This window comes from Labrys sp. LIt4, from assembly GCF_017813775.1.
GTDB lineage: Bacteria > Pseudomonadota > Alphaproteobacteria > Rhizobiales > Labraceae > Labrys > Labrys okinawensis_A.
Map to the genome: position 1 here is coordinate 379,720 of NZ_JAGIPY010000001.1, position 24,963 is coordinate 404,682.

At 66.4% G+C, this 24,963-nt stretch carries 22 protein-coding genes; 9 read left to right on the forward strand and 13 right to left on the reverse strand.

From position 1 onward, the window contains the following. The first annotated feature begins 1 nt into the window (after position 1). From rsmD to mutL, 7 genes are all read left to right on the forward strand, one after another. Positions 2 to 559 carry a 16S rRNA (guanine(966)-N(2))-methyltransferase RsmD gene (gene rsmD, locus J8I29_RS01760; RefSeq protein ID WP_105861463.1) on the forward strand — a complete coding sequence of 186 codons (558 nt, stop codon included), beginning with the start codon at positions 2 to 4 and terminating at the stop codon, positions 557 to 559. Between the two features lie 84 nt (positions 560 to 643). Continuing rightward, complete coding sequence (locus J8I29_RS30370) at positions 644 to 886, forward strand: hypothetical protein (protein WP_348535969.1); 243 nt, start codon at positions 644 to 646, stop codon at positions 884 to 886. Between the two features lie 262 nt (positions 887 to 1,148). Next, positions 1,149 to 1,436 carry a TfoX/Sxy family protein gene (locus tag J8I29_RS01770; protein WP_105861464.1) on the forward strand — a complete coding sequence of 96 codons (288 nt, stop codon included), beginning with the start codon at positions 1,149 to 1,151 and terminating at the stop codon, positions 1,434 to 1,436. A 93-nt stretch (positions 1,437 to 1,529) separates the two neighbouring features. Next, a complete protein-coding gene (locus tag J8I29_RS01775) occupies positions 1,530 to 2,837 on the forward strand; it encodes a pitrilysin family protein (RefSeq protein ID WP_209430405.1) in 1,308 nt (435 codons plus the stop codon). A 148-nt stretch (positions 2,838 to 2,985) separates the two neighbouring features. Further along, the gene (locus J8I29_RS01780) at positions 2,986 to 4,227 is read left to right on the forward strand and encodes a pitrilysin family protein (RefSeq protein ID WP_105861466.1); all 1,242 of its coding nucleotides are present in this window, start codon (positions 2,986 to 2,988) and stop codon (positions 4,225 to 4,227) included. Between the two features lie 240 nt (positions 4,228 to 4,467). Next, positions 4,468 to 4,893 (forward strand): hypothetical protein, encoded by a 426-nt coding sequence (locus J8I29_RS01785; RefSeq protein ID WP_209430406.1) that lies wholly within the window; start codon positions 4,468 to 4,470, stop codon positions 4,891 to 4,893. 266 nt (positions 4,894 to 5,159) lie between these two features. Next, a complete protein-coding gene (mutL, locus tag J8I29_RS01790; protein WP_209430407.1) occupies positions 5,160 to 6,971 on the forward strand; it encodes a DNA mismatch repair endonuclease MutL in 1,812 nt (603 codons plus the stop codon). A 313-nt stretch (positions 6,972 to 7,284) separates the two neighbouring features. Here mutL and J8I29_RS01795 read toward each other — a convergent pair whose 3' ends face one another. The 3 genes from J8I29_RS01795 to ileS form a co-directional block, all read right to left on the reverse strand. Further along, the gene (locus tag J8I29_RS01795) at positions 7,285 to 7,914 is read right to left on the reverse strand and encodes a hypothetical protein (RefSeq protein ID WP_105861468.1); all 630 of its coding nucleotides are present in this window, start codon (positions 7,912 to 7,914) and stop codon (positions 7,285 to 7,287) included. A gap of 122 nt (positions 7,915 to 8,036) precedes the next feature. After that, positions 8,037 to 8,591, reverse strand: coding sequence for a signal peptidase II (gene lspA, locus J8I29_RS01800; RefSeq protein ID WP_105861469.1), 555 nt, complete (start codon positions 8,589 to 8,591; stop codon positions 8,037 to 8,039). A gap of 3 nt (positions 8,592 to 8,594) precedes the next feature. Further along, positions 8,595 to 11,675, reverse strand: coding sequence for an isoleucine--tRNA ligase (gene ileS, locus J8I29_RS01805; RefSeq protein ID WP_209430408.1), 3,081 nt, complete (start codon positions 11,673 to 11,675; stop codon positions 8,595 to 8,597). Positions 11,676 to 11,986: 311 nt separating this feature from the next. Here ileS and yghU point away from each other — a divergent pair, with 311 nt between their 5' ends. Next, complete coding sequence (gene yghU / locus J8I29_RS01810; RefSeq protein WP_209430409.1) at positions 11,987 to 12,862, forward strand: glutathione-dependent disulfide-bond oxidoreductase; 876 nt, start codon at positions 11,987 to 11,989, stop codon at positions 12,860 to 12,862. Between the two features lie 217 nt (positions 12,863 to 13,079). Here yghU and J8I29_RS01815 read toward each other — a convergent pair whose 3' ends face one another. The 8 genes from J8I29_RS01815 to J8I29_RS01850 all read right to left on the reverse strand — a co-directional run bounded on the left by J8I29_RS01815 (position 13,080) and on the right by J8I29_RS01850 (position 21,616). Next, complete coding sequence (locus tag J8I29_RS01815) at positions 13,080 to 13,985, reverse strand: S1C family serine protease (protein WP_105861949.1); 906 nt, start codon at positions 13,983 to 13,985, stop codon at positions 13,080 to 13,082. A gap of 168 nt (positions 13,986 to 14,153) precedes the next feature. Next, complete coding sequence (locus J8I29_RS01820) at positions 14,154 to 14,825, reverse strand: hypothetical protein (RefSeq protein ID WP_209430410.1); 672 nt, start codon at positions 14,823 to 14,825, stop codon at positions 14,154 to 14,156. A gap of 160 nt (positions 14,826 to 14,985) precedes the next feature. Then, a complete protein-coding gene (locus tag J8I29_RS01825; RefSeq protein WP_209430580.1) occupies positions 14,986 to 16,710 on the reverse strand; it encodes a biotin carboxylase N-terminal domain-containing protein in 1,725 nt (574 codons plus the stop codon). A 49-nt stretch (positions 16,711 to 16,759) separates the two neighbouring features. Further along, complete coding sequence (locus J8I29_RS01830) at positions 16,760 to 18,412, reverse strand: urea amidolyase family protein (RefSeq protein ID WP_209430411.1); 1,653 nt, start codon at positions 18,410 to 18,412, stop codon at positions 16,760 to 16,762. After that, positions 18,412 to 19,188, reverse strand: coding sequence for a 5-oxoprolinase subunit PxpA (locus J8I29_RS01835; protein ID WP_209430412.1), 777 nt, complete (start codon positions 19,186 to 19,188; stop codon positions 18,412 to 18,414). Before J8I29_RS01835 ends, J8I29_RS01830 begins: the two co-directional genes overlap by 1 nt. 46 nt (positions 19,189 to 19,234) lie before the next feature. Further along, on the reverse strand, positions 19,235 to 19,903 hold the full coding sequence (gene pcp, locus J8I29_RS01840) for a pyroglutamyl-peptidase I (protein WP_209430413.1): 669 nt from the start codon (positions 19,901 to 19,903) through the stop codon (positions 19,235 to 19,237). Positions 19,904 to 19,926: 23 nt separating this feature from the next. Further along, positions 19,927 to 20,880, reverse strand: coding sequence for a DUF979 domain-containing protein (locus J8I29_RS01845; RefSeq protein ID WP_209430414.1), 954 nt, complete (start codon positions 20,878 to 20,880; stop codon positions 19,927 to 19,929). 1 nt (position 20,881) lies between these two features. Beyond that, on the reverse strand, positions 20,882 to 21,616 hold the full coding sequence (locus J8I29_RS01850) for a DUF969 domain-containing protein (RefSeq protein ID WP_209430415.1): 735 nt from the start codon (positions 21,614 to 21,616) through the stop codon (positions 20,882 to 20,884). 442 nt (positions 21,617 to 22,058) lie between these two features. On the opposite strand from J8I29_RS01850, the gene J8I29_RS01855 reads away from it, so the two are divergent. Beyond that, a complete protein-coding gene (locus tag J8I29_RS01855) occupies positions 22,059 to 22,754 on the forward strand; it encodes a GntR family transcriptional regulator (protein ID WP_209430416.1) in 696 nt (231 codons plus the stop codon). 25 nt (positions 22,755 to 22,779) lie between these two features. Here the strand turns inward: J8I29_RS01855 and J8I29_RS01860 are convergent, their stop codons facing one another. Next, positions 22,780 to 23,094: a DUF6665 family protein gene (locus J8I29_RS01860; protein WP_209430417.1), complete on the reverse strand. Its 315-nt coding sequence runs from the start codon at positions 23,092 to 23,094 to the stop codon at positions 22,780 to 22,782. Between the two features lie 87 nt (positions 23,095 to 23,181). After that, the gene (locus tag J8I29_RS01865; protein WP_209430418.1) at positions 23,182 to 24,834 is read right to left on the reverse strand and encodes an FAD-binding dehydrogenase; all 1,653 of its coding nucleotides are present in this window, start codon (positions 24,832 to 24,834) and stop codon (positions 23,182 to 23,184) included. Between the last annotated feature and the right edge of the window lie 129 nt (positions 24,835 to 24,963).

A 24,963-nucleotide genomic window follows, 5' to 3' on the forward strand; every position in this document is an offset into this window, starting at 1 on the left:
GATGCGCATCATCGGCGGGCAATTTCGCGGCAAGCAACTGGCCACACCGAAGTCGGATACGATCCGGCCGACTTCGGACCGCCTGCGCGAGACCTTGTTCAACATCCTCGCCCATGGCTATGACGATCCCGTGCGCGATGCGCGGGTGATCGATCTGTTCGCGGGCACGGGCGCGCTTGGTTTCGAGGCCCTGTCGCGCGGAGCGCGCTTTGCCACCTTCGTCGACGAGGGCGCCGAGGCGCGTGGGCTGATCCGCTCCAATATCGAGGCGATGTCCCTGGGCGGACGCACCCGCTTGTTCCGCCGGGATGCCACCAGACTGGGCGTGATCGGGCCGAGCGAGCCCTTCTCGCTGGCGTTCCTCGACCCTCCCTACGGCAGGGGACTGGCATCGCAGGCCCTCGTCAGCCTTGCCGGTGGCGGCTGGCTGACCAAGGGAGCGCTCTGCGTGGTCGAGGAGGCGACGGACGCGCCCCTCGAAGCGCCGTCTGCCTTCGCTCTGGCCGATCAGCGCGATTATGCCGGTACCCGGCTGAGCTTCTTCCGCTACGAACCCTGACGTCTTCCGGCATTTTACGCAAAAGCAGGCAGACGTTTCGGCTTGTTGCTGTCATAGTCCGGCCTTTCCGAAAGGGGGGCGGCCATGGCGACGGTAACGGTCGAACTGCGCAATGTCGGCGAGACGCAGGCTGCCCTCGGATGGGCCGGCGGACACACCATCGTGGTGGATCGTCCCGAGGGCAAGGCCGGCGGCATGGGACTCGGCTTCAACGGAGCCCAACTGCTCGCCCTGTCGCTTGGCGGCTGCTTCTGCAACGATCTGTGCTATGCCGCCGAAGAAATGGGCGTGGCCATCGATACCATCGCGGTCAGCGTCGCGCTATAGCGTTTTGCGATTAGACGGAGTCACCTAGAATCGCAAAGACGCGTCATAACAATGAGTTAGAGCAAATAAGCGTTCACGCTTGAACGCGCTTTGCTCTGGAGCTCGAGGGCAAGCCGCTGCTGGCCACCGCTGCAAAGCTCGAAGTGCGCTGCCGCATGTCGGACGGATCCTATCCGGGGCCGGTGGTCGAGCGAGCCAGGACGATCTGCATGGTCGCCAATTCTCTGCGCAGCGGCGTACCGGTCGGCATCGAGATGGTCGTATGAGCGGGCGCATCCGCGATATGCGCAACCTCGGTCCTGCTACCGAGCGCATGCTGGCCGAAGTCGACATCTTCAGCCAGGAGGATCTCCGGCGGCTGGGAGCCGTCGCTGCCTATCGGCGCCTCAAATTCCGGTTCGAGCGCGGCGTCAGCCTGAACGCCCTCTACGCCATGGAAGGAGCCTTGACCGATCGTGACTGGCGCGAGGTCGATCGAGGCTTGCAGGAATTGGTCCACCGGAAGGAAGAACCCTTAGGGATTGTTTTCTTCCGACCTATGCCTTGCTAGGCTCATGCGCAAAGAGGTAAGTGATACTTCACTTCGCCCGTTTTCTACCCATATTGGGTAGATCTTTCGCTTTCCCTCCCGATCGGACCTTCTATGACGCTTGCGCTTATCCCCGGTCTCGGCGGTGCTTCCCATGCCCAGGGCCCGGCGATCACGGATTTCACGCTTCCCAACGGCTTGCATGTGGTGGTCATTCCCGACCGCCGTGCGCCGGTGGTCACCCACATGGTCTGGTACAAGGTGGGCGGAGCGGACGAGCCGAAGGGCAAGTCGGGCATCGCGCACTTCCTCGAACATCTGATGTTCAAGGGCACGGAGAAGAATCCGGGCGGCTTTTCCAAGCAGGTTGCCGAGCTCGGCGGCCAGGAGAACGCCTTCACCTCCTATGACTACACCGCTTATTTCCAGCGGGTGGCCAAGGAGCATCTCGGTGCCATGATGGCCTTCGAGGCCGATCGCATGACCGGACTGGCGCTTACCGACGAAGTCGTCAACCCCGAGCGCAACGTCGTTCTTGAGGAGCGCAAGATGCGGGTCGACAACGATCCCAATTCGCAGCTCGCCGAAGAGATCGCTTCGACCCTGTTCACCCATCATCCCTATGGCACGCCGATCATCGGCTGGGAGGACGAGATCGAAGGCCTGAGCCGGCAGGACGCCATCGATTTCCACAGCCGTTTCTATACGCCGAACAATGCCACCCTGATCGTGGCCGGCGACGTCACGGCCGACGAGGTGCGCGTGCTGGCCGAAACCCATTACGGCCCGGTGGCCCGGCGTGCCGATCCGCCGCCACGTCTGCGCCCGCAGGAGCCCAGGCAGCGCGCCGACCGCCGCGTCCGGCTGGCCGACAAGCGGGTTGAGCAGCCGATCTATCAGCGCCATTGGCGTGCGCCGTCCTATATCCAGGCCCGCAATGGCGAAGGCGAGGCGCTTGACCTTCTCTCGCAGGTCCTCGGCGGCGGACAGACGTCCCGGCTCTACCGTGCCTTGGTGGTCGACAAGAAGGTGGCTTCGGCGGCCGGCGCCTTCTATGGCGGCTCCGCCGTGGACGAGACGCGCTTCGGCGTGTGGGCAATCCCGATGCCCGGCGTCAGCTTCGACGCGGTAGAGACGGCGGTCGACGAGGAAATCGGCCGTATCGTCGCAGAGGGCGTGAGCGAGGCGGAACTGGAGCGTGCCAAGACCCGCCTTGTCGCCGATGCGATCTATGCCCAGGACAACCAGTCGACCCTGGCACGTTATTACGGCGCCACCCTGTCCGTCGGCGGCAAGGTGGAGGATCTGCAGCTCTGGCCGCAGCGTATCGCCGCGGTGCCATCCGCGAGACTGCCGGAAATGGGCCGTGCCGTCCTGCTGGAGGGCAAATCGGTGGTCGGCCTGCTCGAAGGGCAGGCTTGACGCGTTTCGAACCGTCGTGGCGGGCACGGCCGCGCAATCCGGCCGCGCCCTGCTTGATTGCCTGGATTGCTCCGCCGCGCCCGCAAGGTCGGGACGTGTTCTTGCAGCGGCGAGCCAGTCCCAGAGCTTTTTGTGAACGAGTGTTTTCATGATCCAGAAGATCGTCTCGCCTCTTGGCATCGAAGCCTGGCTGGTCGAGGACTATGCCGTGCCCGTCATCGCCGTCGATTTCGCCTTCAAGGGCGGAGCGGCGCAGGACCCGGCCGACCGGCCGGGCTTGGCCCACATCATGTCGGCGCTGTTCGACGAAGGCGCCGGTCCGCATGATGACGAGGCCTTCCAGCGCCTGATGGAGGAGAATGCGGTCGAGCTCTCCTTCCATGCCGCACGCGACCAGATCAACGGCTCCCTGCGCACGCTGGCCGACCGCAAGGCCTTCGCCTTCGAGCTTCTGCACTATGCCGTCACCGAGCCACGTTTCGAGGAAGCCGCGGTCGAACGCGTGCGCCAGAGCCTGCTGGCCAGCTTGCGCCGCGAGGCAAGCGACCCCAATGCCATGGCGTCCCTGGCTTTTTTCGCCGGGCTGTTCCCCGACCATCCCTATGGCCGCCCGACCCGCGGCACGCTGGAGAGCATTGGCGCCGTCAGCCGTGACGAGATCGCGGCCCAGCATCGCCGCCTGCTCGCCAAGGACGGCCTGACCGTCTCTATCGTCGGCGCCATCGATGCCCATGATGCCGAGGAGATGCTGGACAAGGTGTTCGGCTCGCTGCCAACCACCGCCTTGCTGCAGCCTGTGCCGGAGATCCAGCTGGCAGGCCTGGGGACTCGCAAGGTGATCGACCTCGACGTGCCGCAGACCGTATTGCAATTCGCCACGCCTGGCGTGAAGCGCGACGATCCCGACTTCATGGCTGCCTTCCTGCTCAACCACATCTATGGCGGCGGCAGCTTCTCCTCGCGCCTGTTCCAGAAGGTGCGTGAGGAAAAGGGATTGGCCTATTCGGTCTCCACCCAGCTCGGCGCGCTCTCCCGAGCCGCTTTCGTCGGCGGCGGCGTTGCCACCCGAAACGACAGGGCTGCTGAAAGCCTCGCCATCATCGAGGCCGAGATGGCCGAGCTCGCCCGCAACGGACCCGGCGCTGCCGAGTTGGAAAGCGCCAAGAAATACCTCACCGGCTCCTATGCGCTGCGCTTCGATTCATCGACCAAGATCGCCAACCAGTTGACCATGATCCAGATCGAGCGGCTGGGCATCGATTTCATCGACCGCCGCAACGGCCTGGTCGAGGCGGTGACGCTGGAGGACATCAAGCGCGTGGCCCAGCGGATGTTCGGGGGCGGCAAGCCTTTCGTCGTCGCCGTCGGGCGTCCGGAGGGACTGTCCTAAACTTCGGGATCGCCTCCGATGCCGACCGACGTTTCCGATGTTGAGCGGGTAAAGGCTCCGCATCACAAAGAACACGGCGACAATCGGCAAGAAGTAGCGAGCCTGCTCGAGCGTTTTCTTCTCGATGTGCAAGGTTAAATCGTTTTGCTTACGTCACACTGATTATTGCACGAAGGGGCCGACTGCATCACCCTGTCGCTCGTCGAGAAGCGGCGGGGGTCGCTCAAGCGGGAGGATGTCATGAAGCTTTGGAGTGTTTCGGCTGTCGTCCTTGTTGGTGTCATGGCGGCGGGCTGCGTGAGCAGCGGTCTTGGGACCTCGCGCGGGCCGGGCGCCAGCGGTGCCGCCGTCGCGGTGCAGTCCGGGCGTACCAGCAAGATCGACCAGTTTTCCTACATCACGGCGACCTGCCGGGAAGTGCCCGGCGTTGCGGCTCGCGTCACAAGGCAGGCGGGCTATGGCCGGGTGAACATCCGCAGGACCCGCGACTTTTCTCCCTATGAGGCCGGCAATTCCAGCGCCGGCTGCAATTCACGGCGCGTGCCGGTCTGGCAGGTGCTCTATACCTCCGCACCCGACTATCGCGGTCCCGATCAATTTGCCTATCGCAAGGCTTTTCCCAACGGCAAGGTGCTCGACGTCGTCGTCAATGTCGATGTGCAATAAGGCAAGCAAGCGTTCAGTGACGAACGCCTGTTTGCTTTCGCTTTTTTGCTGACGCGTCCTTGTGATTTGAGAGGATTTTCGTCAGATCGCGAGCTGTCTTCGCGCGAGGCTCGTCTGCCGGCCGTTCCGATGGCCGGCCCCATGGTGTATTGTCCCCGGCACGCGATGCATTCGTTCCCCATGCGGGCGGGCAAATGCATCAAGTCTTTGATTCTACGCCTGAATTTCTCTCCTGCGGAGAGCTGGCGCCGTTGGACGATTCGCCCATGGCCATCCGTGCCCTTCCCCAGATCCTGGTCGACCGCATCGCTGCCGGCGAGGTGGTGGAGCGGCCGGCGAGTGCCGTGAAGGAACTGGTGGAGAACGCCATCGACGCGGGTGCCCGCCGCATCGAGATCGTCACCGAGGGGGGCGGACAGCGCCTGATCCGCATCGTCGACGATGGTTCGGGCATGTCGCCAGAAGACCTGGCCTTGGCGGTGCAGCGCCACGCGACTTCCAAACTGCCGACCGAAGATCTGCTCGCCATCAACACGCTGGGCTTTCGCGGCGAAGCCTTGCCTTCCATTGCGTCGGTGTCGCGCCTGAGCATCACCACGCGGGAGCGGGGCGCGGCGACGGGGGCCGTGATCACCATCGAGGCCGGCGAACACCAGGCGATCCGCCCGGCGGCGATCGGGGAGGGTACCCGCATCGAGGTACGCGACCTGTTCTATGCCACCCCGGCCCGCCTGAAATTTCTCAAGACGCAGCGGACCGAGGCGGCGGCGATCGGCGATGTCGTCAAACGCCTCGCAATGGCCAATCCCGCCATTGCCTTCACTTTGGCCGGCGAAGACCATTCTCCCTCGACCTGGCCGGCCGGCGACGAGGAGACGCGCCTCGGCACCTTGCTGGGGGCCGACTTCATCGACAACGCGATAGCCATCGACGTGACGCGCGGCGATGTCCGGCTGCATGGCCATATCGGCCTGCCGACCTTCAATCGCGGCACCGGGCAGCATCAATATCTGTTCGTCAACGGGCGGCCGGTGCGCGACAAGCTGTTGCTGGGCGCCGTGCGCGGTGCCTATGCCGATCATCTGCCCAAGGACCGTTTTCCGGTTCTGGCCCTCTTCCTCGACATCACCCCGCAGAATGTCGATGTGAACGTGCACCCGGCCAAGGCCGAGGTCCGCTTCCGCGACGGCGGCCTGGTCCGGGGGCTGATCGTCTCGGCCATCCGTTCCGCGCTGGAACGCGAATCCGGCCGCAGTTCCAGCGGCAATGCCGATGTCGCCCTCGGCCTGCTCGCCCGCAGCCTCAACCGCCCGGCCGACCTCGACTGGGACTGGCGGGCCTCACCCGCTGCGCCTCGTCCGTCCGCGATGGGCGGCGCCGACATAGGGGATGCCGGAAGTGGTTTCGCAGCGCCGGCGCAAGCCGGCTTCGACGAACTGGTGATGCCGTCCGCCGATGTGCGGGCCACGGCAGTGCCTCCCGCTCCCGACAGCCTCGACCGGCCGCTCGGTGCGGCCCGCGCGCAACTGCACGAGACCTATATCGTGGCGCAGACGCGGGAGGGCGTCGTCATCGTCGACCAGCATGCCGCCCATGAGCGCCTGGTCTATGAACGGCTGAAGCGCGAACGCGCCGCCGCTGGCGCCAAGTCGCAATTGCTGCTGATCCCGGAAGTCGTCGATCTCGATCCGGCGGATGTCGAACGCCTGACCGCGGCGAGTGAGGACCTGGCCGCCCTCGGGCTTGTCGTGGAGCCGTTCGGGCCGGGTGCCCTGCTGGTGCGCGCCACCCCCGCGGCGCTCGGCAGCACCAACCCGGCCGCGCTGATCCGAGACCTCGCCGACGGCTTTGCCGAATGGGGTTCGGAGATCGTGCTGGAGCGGCGGCTCGACCATGTCGCCGCGACTATGGCGTGTCACGGCTCCGTCCGGGCCGGGCGGCGCCTGTTACCGGCAGAGATGGATGCGCTTCTGCGCGAGATGGAAGTCACACCCAATTCGGGCCAATGCAATCACGGCCGGCCGACCTATGTGACGCTGAAGCTCAGCGATATCGAGGCCCTGTTCGGGCGGCGGTAGGCTTCGGAGGAGAGGCACAAACGAAAGAGCCGGTCTTCAGAGCCACTCCTTTCAAGGTCTTTCGAACGAACCGGAAAAAGGCTGAGATAGTGCGGTGTAACCCCTCATCCGCCCCTTCGGGGCACCTTCTCCCACAAGGGGAGAAGGCGATTGGAAAGCGTCGTGCCTTCAAAAATAATCCCTTCTCCCCTTGCGGGAGAAGGTCCCGGCAGGGGGATGAGGGGGCGCACCGCCTATCCGGACTTCAGGCCTCAACACCTTGAAAGGGACTGGTCTGAAGACCACCCCTTGGCTTTGTGTTTTCCTGAGCTTCTTACTTGACCCGCGGGGTCTTGAAGACGCGATCGAACCAGGATTCGCTCTTGTTGCCTTCGGAAGGCAGGGGCTCGTTGCCGGCGAGCGGCGCCGAGGCGAGCGGCTTGCGGTAGCCGGGCGGCGGCTCGGTCAGCGAGCGGCGCGGCGGTTCGACACCGGCGGCGAGCGGCGTGTTGTCCTCACCGAGGTTGAGGCGCTTCTGCAATTCGCTCGGCTTCAAAGCCCGGGAACTGGCCTTGGCGGCATCGAAGGGCTCGGGTTCGGTGGGAACACCGGCGCCCGGTACGCGGCCTGCCGCCATCTCTTCGGGGGAGAGCCGGCCATCGCCATGCTCGGCCTTGCTGCGCGGTATGACGCCGGCGGCCTTGCGCTTCTTGTAGTCGGGATCAACCGGCCAGTTCGGATCATTGTCCGACGTCGCAGCCGTGCCGGGTGGCGGCAGGTCGAGCTTGCCTGGCTTGGCCAGCGGTGCACGGTCGGAGTAGTTGATCGCCGGGGCGTCGTCACCGGTGCCCAGCATCTTCTGGAAGAAGTTCTGACCGAGGGACTGCGCATTCGCCGCACCCGCCGGCGCCAGGGCAACCAGTGCCGTCGCCGCAGCCAGGCCAAGCCAAATCTTTGTCCGCATCCTGTATCCCAATCACTGCTAGATTTCGGTGCAAATTCCGGGAGAGATCCTCGCTCTACTGCCCGAAAAATGCGTCAAAACCAAGAAACCACCGCTCCTTCGGGCAACCAGTACCTGAAAAGTCAGGAAGACCCGTGCGTCTGTGGCTCTTTGTTCACCACCATGTCATACAACAGCAGGGCCACGCCCGCAACGATGGCGACATCGGCCAGATTGAAGACATACCAGGAAAAATCGCCGGCATGGAGCAGGAAGAAGTCAGCGACGCCTTCGCGCTGCAGCCAATCGGGGGCCAGCGGCCCTTCTATCGCCAGCAATCCATCGGCAGCATTGCCGATGGCGCCGCCAATGATCAGCCCGATGCCGACCGCCGATGATCTGGTGTGGATACGGGCCAGCCAGGCGAGCAGCAGGACGGTTGCGATGAGGCGAAAGGCAACCAGCAAGATCAGGCCGATCTGACTCTCCTGCTGGAACAGCCCGAACGATACCCCTCGGTTCCAGACCAGGGTGAATTTCAGGAACGGCGTCCAGTCGACGGCCTCCTGGTACATCACCCGCTCGCCGATCTGGAATATGTGGAGCGCCCAATACTTGAAGCCCTGGTCGATGATGATGGCGAGAACCGCCACCATCACCCCGATGAAGGTGTAACGCCCGGAAAACACCGACTTCATCGCTCAGGCCCCCGTCGCCTGCCATTCGCGCATCGCCGCCGCATCGCGCGGGGTGATGTCCGGGAAGGCGGGGTCGGCGGTTTCGGGGTCGAAATAGCGCCAGGAGCGCGCGCATTTGACGCCGCTGGCCCGGCCAGGAACCACCGCGACGCCAGAGACGCCATCGAGGCGATAGGCCTCGGCCGGGCCTTCGCCGGCCACGAGCGTCAGCCCCGAGACGATGCAGACATCCTCGAAATCGACGCTGCGCAGGACCGCCAGCCTCGCTTCGTCGGCGACATGGACGGTCGGTGCGGCTTCCAGCGAGGAGCCGATGCGCTTGGCGGCGCGCTCATGCTCCAGCGCGCCGGTGACGACGCGCCGCGCCTCGCGCACGAGCTCCCATTTCTCGGCGAGCGTGGGGTCGAGCCAGGCCGGATCGGCGGCCGCGAAGGGCTGCAGATGCACCGAGTTCTCCTCGCCGAAGCGTGAGGTCCAGGCTTCTTCCATGGTGAAACACAGCACCGGCGCCAGCCAGGTGGTGACGCAGGTGAAGAGCTTGTCGACCACGCTCAACGCAGCCCGGCGGCGCAGCGACGATTTCGGGTCGCAATAGAGCGCGTCCTTGCGCACGTCGAAATAGAAGGCCGAAAGGTCTGCCGTCATGAAGGTCGCCAGCAGGGCGACCACGCGCTTGTAGTCGTAGCTCTCATAGGCGGCGCGCACCTCGCCGTCGAGCTCGGCCAGCCGATGCAGCATCAGCCGTTCGAGTTCCGGCATCTGCCCGGCAGCAACGTCGTCGCCGGCCTCGAAATGGGCGAGCGTGCCCAGCATCCAGCGGATGGTGTTGCGCAGCTTGCGGTAGGTGTCCTCCACCGTCTTCAGGATCTCGGGCCCGATGCGCTGGTCGTCGGCGTAGTCGGTGGTGGCGACCCACAGGCGCAGGATGTCGGCGCCCGAACGCTTGATCACGTCCTGCGGGGCGACGGTGTTGCCGATGGACTTCGACATCTTGCGGCCCTGCTCGTCGAGCGTGAAGCCGTGGGTGACCACGATGTCGTAGGGCGCCCGGCCGCGCGTGCCGCAGCTTTCCAGGAGCGAGGAATGGAACCAGCCGCGATGCTGGTCGGACCCTTCCAGATACATCACTGTGTCGTCGCCGCCATCGACCTTGCGCTTGATGCCGGCAAGGCCGGGGAAATGCCGCGGATCCTCCAGCGTGAAGGCGTGGGTGGAGCCGGAATCGAACCAGACATCCAGGATGTCGTCGACCTTGACCCATCCTTCACCGGCGCGCGCGCCGAGAAAACGCTCGGCGGCGCCTTCCTGATACCAGGCATCGGCGCCCTCGGTTTCGAAGGCGGTGGCGATGGCCTGGTTGATGGCCTCGTCCTTGAGGATCTCGACGCCGCCACCCGGCTTGTCGCGCATGAACACGGCGATCGGCACGCCCCAGGCGCGCTGGCGCGACACCACCCAGTCCGGGCGATTGGCGATCATGCCGGTGATGCGGTTCTCGCCGGCAGCCGGCACCCATTGTGTCTGCCGGATGGCGGCGAGGGCGAGCTCGCGCAGCGACGAGCCGTCGCCGAGCGCCGGCCCGACATCGTTGCGCAGGGCGCCGCTTTCCGTGCGGGTCGGCGTGGCTGCCGGCACGGTACCGGGAAGAACCTTGTCGATGGGCTTGTCCATCGCGATGAACCATTGCGGCGTGTTGCGGAAGATCACCGGCTTCTTCGAGCGCCAGGAATGGGGATATTGGTGCTTGATGCGCCCGCGCGCCACCAGATTGCCCTGGGCTACCAGCGCCTTGATCACGGCGTCATTGGCATCGCCCTTGTCGCCCTTCTCGGTGATCACGCGCTTGCCAGCAAAGCCCGGTGCGTCCGCCGTGTAGAAGCTGTCGCCATCCACGGGGTAGGGGATATGCGTGTTGATGCCGCGGGCGTTGAGCTCGCGCTGATGCGCCGTCCAGACGTCGAAGTCCTCGCGGCCATGGCTGGGCGCGGTGTGCACGAAGCCGGTGCCGGCCTCGTCGGTGACATGCTCGCCCTCGAGCAGGGGCACGTCGAAGCCATAGAAGGGGTCGAAGCCCGCCAGCGGATGAGTGGCGGTAAGGCGCGCGAGCTCGCCGGCCTCGACGCCGCCGAGGCGCTCATAGGCTTCCACCTTGGCGGTCTTGAACACCTCCTCGGCGAGCTTGTCGGCGAGGATGAAGCTGTCGCCCACCTTGGCCCAGTTGTTCTCGGGTGCCGATGTGACGCGATAGAGCCCATAGGCGACGCGGCTCGAAAAGGCGACGGCGCGGTTGCCGGGGATGGTCCAGGGCGTGGTGGTCCAGATCACGAAGGCGGCCCTGGCCAGCTCGTCACGCGTGGCGCCCGAGCGCACCGGAAACTTCGCCCAGATCATGTCGGAGGTATGGTCCTCATACTCGATCTCGGCCTCGGCGAGCGAGGTCTTTTCCACCACCGACCACATCACGGGCTTGGAGCCGCGATAGAGCTGGTCGCTCATGGCGAACTTCATGATCTCGCGGGCGATCTGCGCCTCGGCGGCGTAGGCCATGGTGAGATAGGGATGTTCCCAGTCGCCCTCGACGCCCAGGCGCTTGAACTCCTCGCGCTGCACGCCGACCCAATGCTCGGCAAAAGCCCGGCATTCGCGGCGGAACTCGACCAGCGGCACCTCGTCCTTGTTCTTGCCCTTGGCGCGATACTGCTCCTCGATCTTCCACTCGATCGGCAGGCCATGGCAGTCCCAGCCCGGCACATAATTGGAATCGAAGCCGAGCATCTGCTGCGAGCGCGTCACCAGGTCCTTCAGGATCTTGTTGAGCGCATGGCCGATATGGATGTTGCCATTGGCATAGGGCGGGCCGTCATGCAGCACGAATTTCGGCCGGCCGGCAGAGGTGTCGCGCAGGCGCTGGCGCAGATTCCGGGCCTGCCAGCGCCCCAGGATCTCGGGCTCCTTCTGCGGCAGGCCGCCGCGCATGGGGAAGGCCGTCTGCGGCAGAAACAGGGTCTTGGAATAATCGAAACTCTCGGAGCTTGCCTTCAAGCCCTCGGCGGCTTCGCTGGAGGGGGACGCAACATCGGTCATGGACAGGGATCCGTCGATACGGAGGAAAGGGAAAAGCGGCGCAAACCCGGACCTTCCGCGGAGCTCAGCCGAGCCCGCACGCGGAAGCCGGGACGATAATTCGGGCTATGCGCAGCATATATGTCATGCGGGCGTGAATAGCAGGCTCTGCGCGCGGGATAAAGCGGGGAGGGAAGGAGAGGCCGGGATTTTCTCGGACAGAGCCGCCCACCTTCCCCTAGCATGAGCTTCGGCCTCTCCCTATCTGCGATGGGGGCAGCCCCTGCACTCGCTGGCCCCTTCACCGATAGGCTCTGACCTGGAGTTCGAGAATGACCGGTTCATCCGACTACACGCCCCCGAAGATCTGGACCTGGAACAAGGCCAATGGCGGCGCGTTCGCCAATATCAACCGGCCGATCGCGGGGCCCACCCATGACAAGGAACTGCCGGTCGGCCGTCATCCCCTCCAGCTCTATTCGCTGGGCACGCCGAACGGCGTCAAGGTCACCATCATGCTGGAGGAATTGCTGGCTCTCGGCCACAAGGGCGCCGAATATGATGCCTGGCTGATCGAGATCGGCAAGGGCGACCAGTTCGGCTCCGGCTTCGTCGCCGTCAATCCGAACTCCAAGATCCCGGCCCTGCTCGATCGCAGCGGGTCCCAGCCCATCCGCGTGTTCGAGTCCGGCTCGATCCTGTTCTATCTCGCCGAAAAGTTCGGGGAGTTCCTGCCCAAGGATGCCGCCACCCGTGCCGAATGCATGTCCTGGCTGTTCTGGCAGATGGGCAGCGCTCCCTATCTCGGCGGTGGCTTCGGGCATTTCTATGCCTATGCGCCGACCAAGATCGAATATGCGATCGACCGTTTCGCCATGGAGGTGAAGCGTCAGCTCGACGTGCTCGACCGGCGCCTGGGCGAGGTCGAATATCTGGCCGGCAGCGACTATACCATCGCCGACATGGCGGTATGGCCCTGGTATGGCGGTTTGGCCCGGGGGTGGCAGTATGGCGCGGCCGAGTTCCTCCAGGTCGAGGACTACAAGAACGTGCAGCGCTGGGCCGAGACGATCTTCCAGCGCCCGGCCGTGCAGCGCGGGCGCATGGTCAACCGCACCTCGGGCGAGCCGTCGAGCCAGCTGCGCGAGCGCCACGATGCCAGCGATTTCGAGACCAGGACCCAGGACAAGCTGGAGGCCGCGAGCTGATGGTCATCCCGGACGCGCTGCAGCACGTAGTGATGCGGCGCAGATCCGGGGCCGCGAGCAGGATGAAGCATAATTCCAACGGCGGCGATGTTTGACCCGTGCGTCATTGCGAGCGCAGCGAAGCAATCCAGGAGCCACGGCCGCCACATTTTCCAGCACTGGGTTGCTTCGCTTCGCTCGCAATGACGATGCAGATCCAGGACGACCTTTTGTCTCGTCACTGCAAAGGCGGCTTGCGCAGAAAGGCGTTGCGGTCGGCCGATTTGACGCGCAGCCAGCTCTCGCGGCCGTCGCGCAGGACCCGCATCGGCACTTCCACGCCGGCCGGGCCGCCGCTCCACACCTTGCGATAGAAATCGGCGAGGCCCCGGACCTCCTCGTTGCGGATGTCGGAGATGATGTCGCCGGCCTTGAGGCCGGCCTTGGCGGCGGGCGATCCCTTGGCGACGCTGGCGACCACGACCTTGCCATTGCTTTCCGCCGAGAAGGCGCCGAGCCAGGGGCGCGGCGGCTGGTCGACCTGGCCCCGCGTCAGGAGATCGTCGAGAATGGGTGGCAGGAGGTCGATCGGCACCACCATGTTGATGTCGAAATCCTCGCCGCCGCGTTCCATCTGCAGGAGCAGGGACCCGATGCCGAGAAGCCTGCCGTCTGCGCCGACCAGGGCCGCCCCACCCCAGCCGGGGTGGGCGGGCGCGGTGAAGATCGCCTCATCGAGCAGATATTCCCAATAACCTGCGAATTCCTGCTTGGCGACGATGCGGGCGTCGACATGGCGCCCCGCGCCATCGACGAACACGGCCTCGTCGCCGACCGCCGCCTTGCCGGAACTGCCGAGCCCCAGGGCCGGCAGGTCGAGACGACCGAGCGCCTGTACGAGGCCGAAGCCCGTCGCCTGATCGTAGGCCTGGACATGGGCAGGGACCACACGCCCATCCTGGGTGGTCAGCCAGATCTCGTCGGCTTCGGTGACGAGATAGCCGATAGTGAGCACCAGCCCGTCGTCACGGATGACCACACCGCTGCCCTCCCGCTCGGTTCCGAGCGCGGCTGCGGTGAAGGCGTCCTGTGGAATCTTGGCACGCACGGCCACGACCGAGCGCATGATGGAACGAAGTGTCATGGCTTTCATCTTGATGGAGCGCGCCCGCAGCAAGGCAGGATGCGCAATACCTGCAAGCCGGGCAAGGATGTTTTCTAGAGGTATGCAGCCAGGCGCCACGCTGCAAGGTCATAGGGGCAGGGACAATGAGAGGGCGCGGGCAGGTTTTGAGTGTCGGACCGTTCGCCCTCAGCCGCGTTTTGCGAACCAGATCACATGCCGCGCGCCGCTTCGCCCCTTATTGGCACGCACGCGGACTTCGTCCACCGCAAAGCCTGCCTGGCGCAGGCGCCGGGCAAAGGCCGCGGAAGGACCCTGCGACCACACTGCCAGCAGGCCGCCTAGCGTCAGCGCTCCCCGTGCCGCCGCGAGGCCTTCCAGGCTGTAGAGGCGATCATTGGCGGCATGGGTCAGCCCTTCCGGACCGTTGTCGACGTCGAGCAGGATCGCATCGAAGCGGAGCCCGGCGCTGATGACGCCACCGACGTCGCCGAGTTCGATGCTGACGCGCCGATCCTCGAGGCTGCCCGCGAAGATCTCGGCCATCGGTCCCCGAGCCCAGGCGACGACGGCGGGCACCAGTTCGGCGACCACGATCTCGGCGTCCCCGGGAAAGCTCGCCAGCGCGGCGCGCAAGGTGAACCCCATGCCGAGCCCGCCGATCAGCACGCGGGGGTGCCTGCGCTCCGCCAGGCGTTCGGCGGCCATCGTCGCCAGCGCTTCCTCCGAGCCGCTCAGCCGGCTGTTCATCAATTCGTTGCTGCCGAGCATGATCGAGAATTCACTGCCGCGCTGCTTGAGGCGCAGCTCGCCGCCGCTATTGGGGATCGTCGCGGTGTCGAGATGCTTCCAGGGGATCACGGCCGGCTCATTGGTGGGGGTGATGGCAAGCGTCTAGCAGAACGCCACAACAATTCCAGTTTCCATCGGCAGGTCCGTCAGAAACTGGCGCAACAAGCCTTCTCCCCTTGCGGGAGAAGGCTCGTCGCGCTCACTCTTGCGGGTACGGCGTTCGTCGCTCCTATTCAATGCGCGCCATGACCATGCCGGCCGTCACGGTGACGCCGGCTTCGATCTCCTGCGCCAGCCGGCCCGGGCGGTGGGCCTTGACCTGCATTTCCATCTTCATCGCTTCCATCACGGCGACGACATCGCCCTCCGCGACCTCGGCGCCGTCCTCCACCTGCCAGGAGCGCAGCGTGCCGGCCATCGGTGCCACCACCGCATCGGGCGATGTCTCGGCGGGTGCCGCCGCAGCCGGCACCGTGGATGGCGCGGCCTGAAGACCGCCCAGCAAGGCGGGGGGCAGGCCGAGAGTGACGCGCCGGCCGTCGATCTCCACGGCGGTGCGGAGGAGCGTGGCCGTCGGCAGCGGTTCCGGCCGCGTGGCGGCGGCGAGGGTGGCGGCAAAGTCGGTCTCGATCCAGCGGGTGTGGACCTTGAAATCACCTTCGCCCGTAAAGTCGGTATGGCCGATCACCGTGCGATGGAAGGGCAGGACCGAGGCGACCCCCTCGATGCGGAATTCGGCGAGGGCACGCCGGGCGCGCGCAATGGCCTCACTCCGCGTCGCGCCGGTGACGATGAGCTTGGCCATCAGGGAATCGAAGCTGCCGGGAACGGTCGAGCCTGCTGCGACGCCGGTGTCCAGGCGGATGCCGGGACCGGAGGGCGGCTCGAAGGCGGTGACGAGGCCGGGTGTCGGCAGGAAGCCGCGCCCGACATCCTCGGCATTGATGCGGAATTCCAGGGCGTGGCCCCGCGGCGCCGGTGTCTCGGTGAAGCGGAGGCGATGGCCATCGGCGACGCGCAGCTGCTCGACCACCAGGTCGATGCCTGCCGTCTCCTCCGTCACCGGATGCTCCACCTGCAGGCGGGTATTGACTTCCAGGAAGGAGATCGCGCCCGAGGCGCTCAAGAGGAACTCCACCGTGCCGGCGCTCACATAGCCGGCCCTGGCGCAGATATCGCGCGCCGCCTGGTGAATGCGGGCACGCTGTTCGTCGCTCAGGAAGGGGGCCGGCGCTTCTTCCACCAGCTTCTGGTTGCGGCGCTGCAGCGAGCAGTCGCGGGTGCCGAGCACCACGACGGTGCCATGGCTGTCGGCGATCACCTGCGCCTCGATATGGCGGGGGCGGTCGAGATATTGCTCGACGAAACACTCGCCGCGCCCGAAGGCGGTGACGGCCTCGCGCACGGCGGAGTCATAGAGTTCGGCGACCTCGTCCATGCGCCAGGCGACCTTCAGCCCGCGCCCGCCGCCGCCGAAGGCGGCCTTGATGGCGATCGGCAGACCATGCTGTTCGGCAAAGGCGAGGACTTCGCCGGCACCGCTCACGGGATCGGCGGTGCCGGCGACCAGGGGCGCGCCCACCGCCAGGGCGAGCTTGCGGGCCTGCACCTTGTCGCCCAATTGCTCGATGGCCGATGGGGGCGGGCCGATCCAGGTCAGGCCGGCATCGATGACGGCCTGCGCAAAGGCGGCGCGTTCGGAGAGGAAGCCATAGCCCGGATGCACGGCATCGGCGCCGCTGCGGCGGGCCACGGCGATGAGCTTGTCGATATCGAGATAGGTTTCGGCCGGCTTGTCGCCGCCCAGGCCATAGGCCTCGTCCGCCATACGGGCATGCAGGGCGTCGATATCGGCATCGGCGTAGACGGCGACGGAGGCGACGCCGTAATCGGCGCAGGCCCGGATCACGCGCACGGCAATCTCGCCTCGGTTGGCGATCAGGACCTTCTTGATGGGCATCACTGTTCCCCTGAGCAAAGCGCGTTGAAGCGGAAAGGCTGGTCTATTCTGGTTCTTTGGTTCGAGGCGCCTTTGCGGCTTCCGGCGATTCCGCCAAGTCGCAAGACGCTTCGGAAAATGGGGTGATCGGCCGGAAACGGATCTGCGTGCCGATCGGAATCTGGCCGGCGCGGTCGAGATGGTAGGGAGCGACCGCGGCGATGACGGGATAGCCGCCGGTCAGCGGATGATCGGCGAGGAAGAGCACCGGCTGGCCCGATGGCGGCACCTGGATGGAGCCCTGGATCGTGCCTTCGCTCGGCAGTTCCTTGCCTTCTTTGGCGGGCGAGCGCTTCAGCGCCCGTTCGCCGGCGAGGCGGATGCCGATGCGGTTGGACTGAGGCGTCACCGACCAGGACTGGTTCGCGAAGTCCTCGAGCGCCTGTTTGGAGAGCCAGTCGCTGCGCGGACCCATGACGACGTCGAGAATGACGGGTTCATCGAGCCTGGGCAGCGCGGGCGGCATGTCCGGCAGCGCCGTCACGGCGCCGGGCGGCGGCGCGAGCGCGGACAGGCGATCGCCGACCGCAAGGGCCGGCGGTCCAATCTGAGCCAGCGTATCGGTGGCCGCGCTGCCCAGCACAGGGGCGACGGCAAACCCACCGCGCACGGCAAGGTAAGAGCGCATGCCGGCCACCGGCTCCCCGAAATGCAACCTGTCGCCGGCAGCGAGTGGGATGGCGGCGTGACGGGGCACGGGATAGCCGGAACCTTCGGCGGTCTTCAGGGCGAGCGGACCGTCGGCACCGGTGACGGCGACCACCGTCTCGCCGAGGCAGAGGAGTTCGCAGCCGCCATAGGCGATCTCGATACAGGGCGAGGGGACGGGATTGCCGACCAGCCGGTTGGCGCTGCGCAAAGCGGTACGGTCCATCGCGCCGGAAACGCTGACCCCCTGCCGCGCCTGGCCGGGACGACCGAGATCCTGGAACAGCATCTGAGGACTTGGCTTGACGATCTCGAAGAGGGGGGCGGCGGGATTGCTTCCCTCACCGCCGGGTCCTCTCCCCACCGAGGGGAGGGGGCGGGGGTGTGGGCTCTTGCCTTTGCCGACCTCGACGAAACGCACGCGGTCGCCGGGTTGCAGCAAGGCAGGGCGTTCGCGCGCAAGGTCCCACATCGGCAGGTCCGTCACGCCGATGATCTGCCAGCCGCCGGGGCTCGCCTGCGGGTAGACGGCGCTGAAACGTCCGGCAAGGCCCACGGAGCCGGCCGGCAAGCGCGGGCGCGGCGTGGCGCGCCGGGGCAGATCGAAGCTCGGATGGCCACCGCTGAGATAGGCAAAGCCGGGTGCGAAACCGGTAAAGGCCACGGTATAGTCGCCGCCCGTATGGCGCCGGATCACCTCCTCGACCGGAATATCGAGGAGATCGGCGACTTCGGCGAGGTCCTCCCCGTCATAGCGGACCGGGATCTCGATCAGCGTGCCGCTTTGCTCGATCTTGGCATCGAGGCGGCGCCGGCCGATGGCGGCGATCAGGTCCCGCTGTGCGATGGCTGCCGGACGAAAGCGCACCAGCAGGGTTCGGGCTGCCGGCACGATGTCCTCGATGCCGGCGATGGGCTCGGCGCGCAGCGAGGCCTGCAGGGCCAGGGTCTGCGGCAGGTCTGGCAACTCCACCATGATGGCATCGAGATTAACCGGCAGGAAGCGCATCAACGCTTCTCCCCAGCCGAGGCCATGAAGGAGCGGATGGCGACCCCCGATCGTTCCAGCAAGACGCGGATCTCGCGGGCCATGGCGACGGCGCCGGGGCTGTCGCCATGGACGCAGATCGAATCCGCTTCGACGCGGACCGCGCTGCCGTCGATGGCGGGAACCGTGCCTTCGGTGACGAGGCGCAGCATGCGGGCCGCCACCTCTTGCGGGTCGTGGAGCACGGCGCCGGGCTCGCGGCGCGACACCAGCGAGCCATCGGGCATATAGCCTCTGTCCGCGAAGGCCTCGGCGACCGCGGTGAGGCCGGCGGCACGGGCCCAGCCGAGCAGGGGCGACCCGGCAAGGGCCACCAGCGTGAGCCCGGCATCGATCTGCCGGATCCCCTCGATGATGGCCTCGGCCTGCCGCCGGTCCTTGGCGATGGTGTTGTAGAGGGCGCCATGCGGCTTGACGTAGGATACGCGGGTGCCGGCGGCGGTGGCCAGGCCCTTGAGCGCGCCGATCTGGTAGATGGTATCGGCGATGAGATCCTCGCTGGCGACGTCCATATTGCGCCGTCCGAAACCGCCGAGATCGGGATAGGCGATATGCGCGCCGACGGTGACGCCCTTGGCCGTGGCGGCCCGCAGCGTGGCGAGGATGCCGGTGGGATCGCCCGCGTGAAAGCCGCAGGCCACATTGGCGCTGGAGACGATGGCGAGCATCGCCTCGTCGTCACCCATGCGCCAGGCGCCGAGGCTCTCGCCGAGATCGCTGTTGAGATCGATGTTCATGGCTCGACGCTCCCGATAATTTCACGCCGCTCCGCTGCCCGGCGGCTCAATGGATCTGCCCGCCACTCTCACGCGCGTCCTCCTGAACGCTAAGTGCGGTGCGCGTGAGGTGGCGGATCGCCTCGACCTGTGTCTGCAGCGCCAGGCTCGGCAGTCCGGGCCGGCGCGCGGCGTGTTCGGGCAGGCAGGGCACATGCACGAACCCGCCCCTGGTGCCGGCAAGCGGGCGTAGCGTCGCCAGCCGGTGCATCAGGGCGAAGAAGACATGGTTGCACACGAAGGTGCCGGCAGTGTTGGAGAGCGAGGCGGGCAGTCCCGCCGCCCTGAGGTCGCGCACGATCGCCTTGACCGGCAGGGAGGAAAAATAGGCCGCCGGAGCACCCGGTATCACGGGGATATCGATCGGCTGCTGGCCGGCATTGTCGGCAATGCGCGCATCGTCGAGATTGATCGCCACGCGCTCGGGCGTGATCTCGGCACGCCCGCTCGCCTGTCCCAGGCTGACGACGAGGCGGGGCCGCCATTGCCTCAGGGCCTCGTCCAACCGCTCGATGGCGTCCCCGAACACGCACGGCAATTGCACCGCGCGGACGAGAGCCGCCTCGCATATCGACCCGTCCAGCGCCCGGGCGACCTCCCAGGAGGCGTTGGTCTCATCGTTTTCGAACGCCTCGAAGCCGGTGATCAACACATTTGGCGACGTTTTGGGACTCATGGCTGCTTTCCGCGAATGATGGCCTAGAGCGGCATCAGGACATAGAGCAGTACGACATTGGCGGCGAGCAGCGCCAGCGCCGTCGGAATCTGGGCGCGGATCACCGCATTCTTGTCGATCTCCAGCAGGGCGGCCGGCACGATGTTGAAATTGGCGGCCATGGGGGTCATCAGCGTACCGCAATAACCCGACAGCATGCCAACGGCGGCGATCACCGCGGGATTGCCGTGATAGACGCCGATCAGGACCGGCACGGCGACACCGCCCGTCATCACCGGAAAGGCGGCAAAGCCATTGCCCATGATCACGGTGAACAGCGCCATGCCGACGACATAGAGGGCGACCGCCACCAGGCGAAGGTCCATGTTGACATAGCTGGTGGTGAGGTGGGCGACTGCCTTGCCGACACCGGCATCGGAAAAGACCAGGCCGAGCATGCCCAGCATCTGCGGCAGCACCAGGGCCCAGCCGAGCGCATCGGTGAGACGGCGGGATTCGCGCATGCCCTGCACCGGCGTTTCGCGGGTCAGCCAGCAGGCGAGGCCCAGCGCGACGATGCAGGCGATGCCGAGGGCGAGCAGGGTGGTATTCTTGGGATCGAATAGCGGCCTGCCGCCGATGATGACATAGTGGCCCGAAAGTGTGATCACCATGGTCAGCAGCGGAATGGCGAGCGCCGGCACGAAGAGCTTGTTGCCGAGGCGCTTTGCACTGGCCACCGCTTCGGCGACGCTGGGAATGTCATGGCGGCCAGCGCCGACCCCGCCGAAGCCGGCGATCAGCGCCAGCGCGACGACACCCGCGCCGACCACGGCCGGCGGCAGGAAATCGCCGACCAGGAAGGCCAGGGCGTAGAGGGCCCAGAACAGGGCGCTGCTGAAGCGTTTGGGATGGTCGCGGTCGGCCAGGGTCATCGCCGCCGTGATGGCCAGGATCGCGCCGACCAGGTAAAAAAGGTGGGAGAGCGTGAGGATCATGTCAGCTCTCCGGCGTTGTCTGAGGCCGCAGACCGGTCTCGGGCGGCGCTTCGGCAAGCTCGCGGGCAATGGCCGCATCCAGGCGCGATAGCCGGAAGGCATGGATGACGAAGGCCGCCGTGGCGGTGGGGATGCCCCACAAGGCGACATGGAGCGGCTCGACCTCGATGCCGGCCTCCCGCAGGAAGGTCGTCATCAGCACGATGGCGCCGAAGGCGACGAAGATGTCCTCGCCGAAGAACAGGCCGACATTGTCGGTAGCGGCCGCAAAGGCCCTGAGCTTGTGGCGGACCCGCTCGGTGAGCGCGCCATGGCGGACCTCGGCCGCCCCTTCCGCCATGGGCGCGATCAGCGGGCGCACCATCTGGGGATGCCCCCCGAGGCTGGTCAGGCCCACCGCTGCGGTCAATTGCCGGGCGGCCAGATAGACGATGAGCAGGCGGCCCGAAGTCGCCGAGCGTATCCTGCTGATCCAGGCCTGCGCATGCTGGCGCAGGCCATGGCGCTCGAGCAGGCCGACCACGGCGAGCGGCAGCAGCAGGATCGCCGCAAGATTGCGTGTTTTCAGGAAGCCGGTGCCGACGGCGGTGAGAACCTGCTGCGGTGGGAAGCTCGCGGCGAGAGCCGTGCCGATGGCGGCGACGATCACGACGAGCATGGGATTGAAGCGCAGGACGAAGCCCGCGACGATGATGGCCACGCCGATCAGGGGCCATAGGCTGATGTCACTAGGCACGATGGTCGCTCCCCGGGGACATTGGACGGTCTGGAAATCGATCGGCTTTTGTAGGGTGATATTTTCCGATCTGCCGGCAATATCATCCAAATTGATGCCTCGATCAAGGATTTTGATTGAACTGAAATAAAATATTGTTCAACAATAAATTGATACCTCCCGGACAATCGGGAAAAGAGACCCGAGAGAACCGGCCCTGGCCCGGGCTTCAGCCTGCATATCGGGCGGACCGTTGGGTTTCCAACCTGCTTCGGCGACGGGTCTTCGTGTGCCGGGCTGCACGCCGTGGCTCCATCGAGGCGGCTCGCCATTTCTCCCTGCCGAGATCGCAGGGGGCGTCGTTGTGAATCCCGAGGATTGCCCTACAATCCGGTGTGCTGTCGTGGACAGACGGAAGGGCAGCGTTGAGTGAAGATCGCACAATGGCACGAGGCACCGCCCCATGACGCAACCGGGTGATCCCCCTCCCGCCGCATCTGCCCTGACGCTCGGCGAACGTGTCGCCGAGCAATTGCGGCGCAAGATCACGCAAGGCGAATTCGCCCCGGGGCAGCGCCTGTCGGAGCAGGCGCTCAGCGATGATCTCGCCATTTCCCGCAACACGCTGCGCGAAGTCTTCCGGGTGCTCACCAAAGACGGCCTGCTCAGGCATGTTCCCAATCGCGGCGTGTTCGTGGCGGTGCCGAGCATCGCCTCGATCATCGATATTTACCGGGTCCGGCGCCTGATCGAATGCCAGGCCCTCGCCCAGGCCTATCCGCGCCATCCTGCCAAGAAACGCATGCGTGAGGCGTTCGAGGAAGCTCTGCGCTGCCGGGCGGCGGAGGATTGGCCCGGGGTGGGCACCGCCAACATGGCCTTTCATATGGCCGTGGTGGAACTTGCCGACAGCGAGAGGCTGAACCTGCTGTTCGCCCAGGTCCTGGCGGAGCTGCGGCTCGCCTTCGGCATGCTGCAGGATGCCGAATTCCTGCATGCACCCTTCGTCGACAGGAACCTTGCCATTCTCGAACTGGCCGAAGCCGGCCAGTTCGACAGAGCGGCGGCCATGCTCGGCGACTATCTCATCCATTCCGAACGCCTGGTCCTCGCCGTCTATGCGCGGCGCATGGCGGATGGCAGCATCGGAGACCTGTGAGGCGCCCGGTTTCGGACGGACCGTATCAGCGCCTGACGCCGAGTCTTACCAGGACCTCGGGTGGAATCTTGAGCTCGCGGATGACACCGCCATGGGAAGCCATGCCCATCAGTTCGCGCTGGATGAAATAGCCGTAGATGGCGTCGACGGCGTCGGCGAGCAGGCGGGGGCGGTCGGGATTCTCGGGCGCGGCCGCATGCAGGGCGGCCATGGCCTGACCGGCGGCTTCGCCCGCCCGTTCCAGCGAAGCGGCCTTTTCCACGCGGATCTCGGCGCCGAGGACATCAAGGGCCGTACGGGCGCTGGCAGGGGAGAAATTCTGGGGCAGGCGGACGCTCATGTCCTTATTCTGCCGCTGCCCGTAACGCTTGTCGATATCGTCGCCGTGCAAAGCCACGGCCGACGGCACCCGAGTCCGGATCCGAGGCTACAGCGCTGCCGCTGCCGCACGGCCGGCCTGCCGCCCGCTGAACAGGCAGCCGCCGAGAAAGGAACCCTCCAGCGCCCGATAGCCATGCATGCCGCCGCCGCCGAAACCGGCGGCCTCGCCCGCGGCATAGAGGCCGGGCAGGGGAGCAAGGTCCGGCCCGAAGACCCGGCCGTCGAGATCGGTCTCCAGGCCGCCCAGCGTCTTGCGCGTGAGAATGTTGAGCTTGACCGCGATCAGCGGGCCGTGGGCCCTATCCAGCAGGGCGTGCGGCCGCGCCGTGCGGACCAGCCGGTCGCCGAGATAGCGCCGGGCATTGCGGATGGCCATGATCTGGCCGTCCTTGCCGAAGCCGTTGGCGAGGTCGCGGTCGCGCGCCTCGATCAGCTGCCGTATCGCGGCGGCGTCGAGCAGGGGCTCCTGCGTCAGGGCGTTCATGCCGGCGACGAGACGTTCCAGGTCCTCCTCCACCACGAAATCGGCGCCGTGCTGCTTGAAGGCTTCCACCGGCCCGGTCGCCCGCCGGCCGATGGCGCGGCGCAGCGTCAATTTCCAGTCGCGGCCGGTCAGGTCGGGATTCTGCTCCGATCCCGAGAGCGCGAATTCCTTGCGGATGATGCTCTGGGTCAGGATGAACCAGCTGTGATCGAAGCCGGTGGCACGCAGATGGGCCAGCGTCCCCAGCGTATCGAAGCCCGGATAGAGCGGGCCAGGCAGGCGGTTGCCGCGCGCGTCGAGCCAGAGCGAAGAGGGACCGGGCAGGATGCGGATGCCGTGGCCGGGCCAGATCGGATCCCAGTTTCTGAGGCCCTCGACATAGTGCCACATGCGGTCACGATTGATCAGCCGTGCGCCGGCCTCTGCGGCAATGCCGAGCATGCGCCCGTCGACATAGGCCGGCACACCGGTGACCATCGCCTTCGGCGGCCGGCCGAGCCGCTGCGGCCAATGGCGGCGCACCAGGTCGAGGTCGCCGCCGATGCCGCCGCTGGCGATGATCGTCACCGGCGCCGTCAGGGCGAAGCGGCCCACCGCCTCGCGCGAGGTGGCGGCCCCGCGCGGCGCATCGCTGGGCGCGAGCAGGCTGCCTTCCACGCCGGCTACCGCCCCGCCTGCCCGGATCAGGCCGTCGACGCGGTGGCGAAACCGCAATACGAGCCTGCCTTCGGCCTCGGCCGCCAAGGCGCGCCGTTCGAACGGCTCGACCACGCCCGGACCCGTGCCCCAGGTGAGGTGGAAGCGCGGTACCGAATTGCCCGGGCCGCCGGCGCTGCCGCCACCCCGCTCGGCCCAGCCGACGACGGGGAAGATCCGATGTCCCATGGCGCGCAGCCAGGCGCGTTTCTCGCCGGCGGCGAAAGCGAGATAAGCCTCCGCCCAGCGCCGGGGCCAGTAATCCTCCTCGCGGTCGAAGCCCGCCGTGCCGATCCAATCCTGCAGGGCGAGGGCGAAACTGTCCTTGATGCCGAGGCGGCGCTGCTCGGGGGTGTCGACCAGGAAGAGCCCCCCGAGTGACCAGAAGGCCTGGCCGCCGAGATTCTGGCGCGGCTCCTGGTCGAGCAGGATGACCCGTTTTCCCGCGGCTGTGAGTTCGGTGGCCGCGACCAGCCCGGCCAGGCCCGCTCCGACGACAATGGCATCCGCATCGGCCATGGCCCCTCCCGCGACTCGCGACATCGGGCATCATGCAACGAATGCCGCAACGGCAGAACCCGGTGAATGTGACGATCATGGCATGTGCATCAGGCAGAGTGTATGTGGGGCCATGCTCCTTTCCGCGGC